Below are 3,467 nucleotides of genomic sequence, written 5' to 3'. Positions count from 1 at the left end.
ACCGCGGGCGGGTCGAGCGGCACCCGCACCCCCCCCCGGCCGCCGTGCCGCCCGAGCTGGGGGTGGCACCCGGGCGCGACCACCCCCACGTTGGTGATCTGGGCGGCGTCGTCGGACCGGAGGTCGAGCAGCCGCATCACCAGGCGTTGCCCCGGCAGGAGCTCCTTGACGATGGCGCACAGCTCGGCGCCGATCGCCGCGCCGTAGCGCTCGGCCTCGGCCACCCCGGCCCGCAGCGCGTCGAGCGGGCTCAGGCCCGAGGACAGGCAGACGAACTCCTCGCGGATGAAGAACGAGGTCACCTGGTCGACCCGGGGCGTGATCGCGTTCGTCGACTGGATGTCGGTCGCGTCGGCGATGACCACGCAGACCGAGCGCAGGTCGTCCGGGGTGACGGTGGGGAACTCCGCGGGCTGCTCCGCGTGGTCGTTCTCCCCCAGGAGGACCGACTCGCGATCGGTGCGCACGGTCACGTCACCGACGAGCCCGTCGAGTTCCGCGTGGGGGATCCGGAGCACGGGGATGCCCCGGGACCGGCACAGGGACTCCATGTGACCGGTCCGGCCACCGCCGGAGCAGACGACGGCGACGGACCTGACGATGGTGTCGTAGAGCTCGGGGCCGAGCGATTCCACCACCAGGACGGAACCCGGCAGCGGTCTTCTCGTGTGGTTGGCGATGCCGCGCACACTCGTCGACGGCGAACCGACGAGCAAAACCCCGGGAATTTCGCGCGGGCTCACGGCATCCTCCTACCGAATCCGGTCGATGTGCGGACCTGGCGAGCGAGTCGGCGCGGGTGCCGACCTGCGGGGCCGACGTCGGCGTGCGTGACGCCGGCCCCGGGTTTGCGACGAACACGTCGAACCATGAGTCGAGCCTCGCAGTCCCCGGACCGACCGCGCATCTTCTCGTGTGCGAGGTGGTGGGCCATTCGTGCCACATCCGTTGTCGGCACGGTTGACCCGCATGCCGCCGAACACCTCGCGACCACCCGTTACCGCTGGGCAACCGCGAAGTAGTCGGCGTCCGGGAACCCACGTAGAAATGGTGGAGGTGAGCGGAGTTCGGTTCAGCCGGCCGACTCGTCCGAACCGTCCAGCCCGAGCAGGGAACGCAGCTCGCGCGGTGTGACGGAAAGGTCGGTGAGTTTCGCGGTGGCGGCCGAGTTCACCGCGAACCGCAACGCCCGATCCGACGGCGGGTTCCCGCCGTCGTGCGCCGTCATGGCACGAATGCGCTGGATGTTCCCTTCGAGCCGGGCGGCCAGCGACTCGCGGTCGTCATGACGCCTGGTGGCCATTCGGCGGACGTCGAGCATGACGGAATGCGAAATCGCTTCACGCAATTCCGGGTCGACCGCTCCGGTCGGCGCCGCTGCGGTCACCTCCGCGGCGAGCGCGGAAGCGCTCTCGTCGTAACACGATTCCAACCGGTGCAGCGTGGTGGCCGCGACCTCGACCGAGTGGTTCTTGATGGCGGCGAGGTTGAACGTGAACGCGCCGGTGCGGCCGTTGCGAATGATCTCGTCGCCCTCGCGCGGGCTGCCCACCACGGACAGGGGTCCGGAGGGCTCGCCGTCCGGCCCGAGCAGCCGACCGCACGGGTCCACCTCGACACCGCGCCCGGTGCGCTCGTGCGCGATCGCGACCTTCCTGCGCAGCAGGTTCGACCAGAGCGTCGAGTCGGCGCGCTCGTAGTTCGTCTCGCGCCCGAAGTTCGACACGACCAGATCCGCTTCGATCGTGCGCGTCGAGTCCTGCCCAATGGAGTCCCGCCCGGCGGAGTCCCGCCCCGATACCGACAACACCAGCCGGCCCGACTCGGTGGCGCGGATGTGCTGCACCCGACCGGTCGTGAGCACGACCTGACCGCCTTCGCCCATGGCGGCGTCGACAACTCCGGTGGTGTAGGACATCGCGCTCACCCGCAACACCGCGAGCAGGGTTCCGTAGCTGTCCAGGAGTGAGCGGAGCTCGTCGGTCGGAATTCGCTCCAGGATCGCGGGCAGGTACGGCTCCCACGACTTGGCGACCCGTTCCGTCACCACGACCGGCGAAATCTCCGGGTGTTCGCGGGAGACCGCCGCGCAGGCGCTCTCCCATTCTTCGCGGAACCGGCGGATGAATTCCTCGCGACCCTCGTAGGTGTCAGCGAGCAAGCGCGGGGCCGGCAGTTCGAGAACGTGGTGCCGGTGGTCGGCGGGATAGGTCCGCGGGGTCAGCCCGGAACCGGAGATCATGTGGATCGGGCCTTTGTGGCCGCGGCGCAACAACAGCGTGGCCGAGTCGTACGCGCTGAGCAACGTGCCGATGATGGCGACCGCGCCGTCCTCCCGGACGCCGAGCACCCGCTCGATACCGCTCGGGGAATAGGGATTGCGCACGAATGCCGGGTGCTCCAGCACCTCGGCCGCGAAAGCCGGGTACTTCACCTCCAACCCGGTGGCCAGGACGACGTGGTCGGCCCGGAGGATCGCCCGGTCGGTCGTGGCGCCGCCGGTCGGCATGGCCAGGTCCTCGACCACGATGTGCGCGTGGTCGTCGAAGACCTCCACGTCGACCGCCTCGCCGTCGGCCTCGACCAGCGTCACGCCCGGCGCCGCCTCGCGCACGGCCTCGGCCAGCCGGTTCTCCAGGTAGTCCTGGTAGATGCGGCGGGGCGCGGGACCGGACTCGGTGAACTCCCAGTCCTTCCAGTCCGGCGGCCACCCCGACCGGTCCGCCTCGTGGTTGGCCCAGCCGATGAAGTCGTCGACGTCTTCCCGGAATGCCGACATGCGGCCGGCCTGAATGTTGAAGACGTGGTGCCAGTGGTTGCTGTCGCGCTGGTACGCCACGCCGGAGCTCCGGTATTCCGGACGGCGTTCCAGCAGCACCACCTCTAATGGCTCGCGGGCGAACCGGAGAAGGCGGATGGCGGTCGCGGTACCGGCCAGACCCGCCCCGACGACGACAACCCTGCGGAACCGGTCGAAGCTATTCACCATGCCACCTCTGTTCCTTCTGCCGCTTACCCACCGTAAACGGGACGAACCCGACTCCGGGCCGCGCCGTCCCGCACCGCGTATTGGGTGATCGGCAAGCAGAATACCGTCGATCATGTGGGGTGAACACGCCGCGAGGCGCGCGTGACCCAATCGTGCTTCGGATTTCACGCACGCCGCGGGGAGGGGGCCGGGCACGACCGGGGGATGATGGCGCGGATCCGGGCGCGGCCGGGCGGACCACTTCGAGGATGCGACATTCCCGCACATTCCCGCAGCATTTTCCGCCCAGCGCTTGACAGTTCTCCGGGCACACACCGCGCCGAACAGGACCGTCGAATGAGGACGAACGGCATCACCGCACGAATGCGGAAAGGGGTCGGACAGAAGGAGGTCGGCGACGCCACACGCGGCGACGACCACACCCCGGGCCCGGCGGGGGCGCCCCCGCACCACCCCGTACTACCCCCGCGCGGCGGCC

Annotated in this window: 2 protein-coding genes; both read right to left on the bottom strand. The window is 69.8% G+C overall.

Annotated features, from left to right (window positions below; all coding sequences use genetic code 11):
- Positions 1–743: PEP-utilizing enzyme (locus AB0G02_RS30120; RefSeq protein ID WP_360800583.1), on the bottom strand; the 743-nt coding region annotated here is incomplete at its 3' end.
- A 329-nt stretch (positions 744–1,072) separates the two neighbouring features.
- The gene (locus AB0G02_RS30115) at positions 1,073–3,409 is read right to left on the bottom strand and encodes an FAD/NAD(P)-binding protein (protein WP_360800580.1); all 2,337 of its coding nucleotides are present in this window, start codon (positions 3,407–3,409) and stop codon (positions 1,073–1,075) included.
- Between the last annotated feature and the right edge of the window lie 58 nt (positions 3,410–3,467).

The sequence above is a fragment of the Actinosynnema sp. NPDC023658 genome (assembly GCF_040639995.1).
GTDB lineage: Bacteria > Actinomycetota > Actinomycetes > Mycobacteriales > Pseudonocardiaceae > Actinosynnema.
This window is presented reverse-complemented; position numbering and strand designations above follow the sequence as displayed.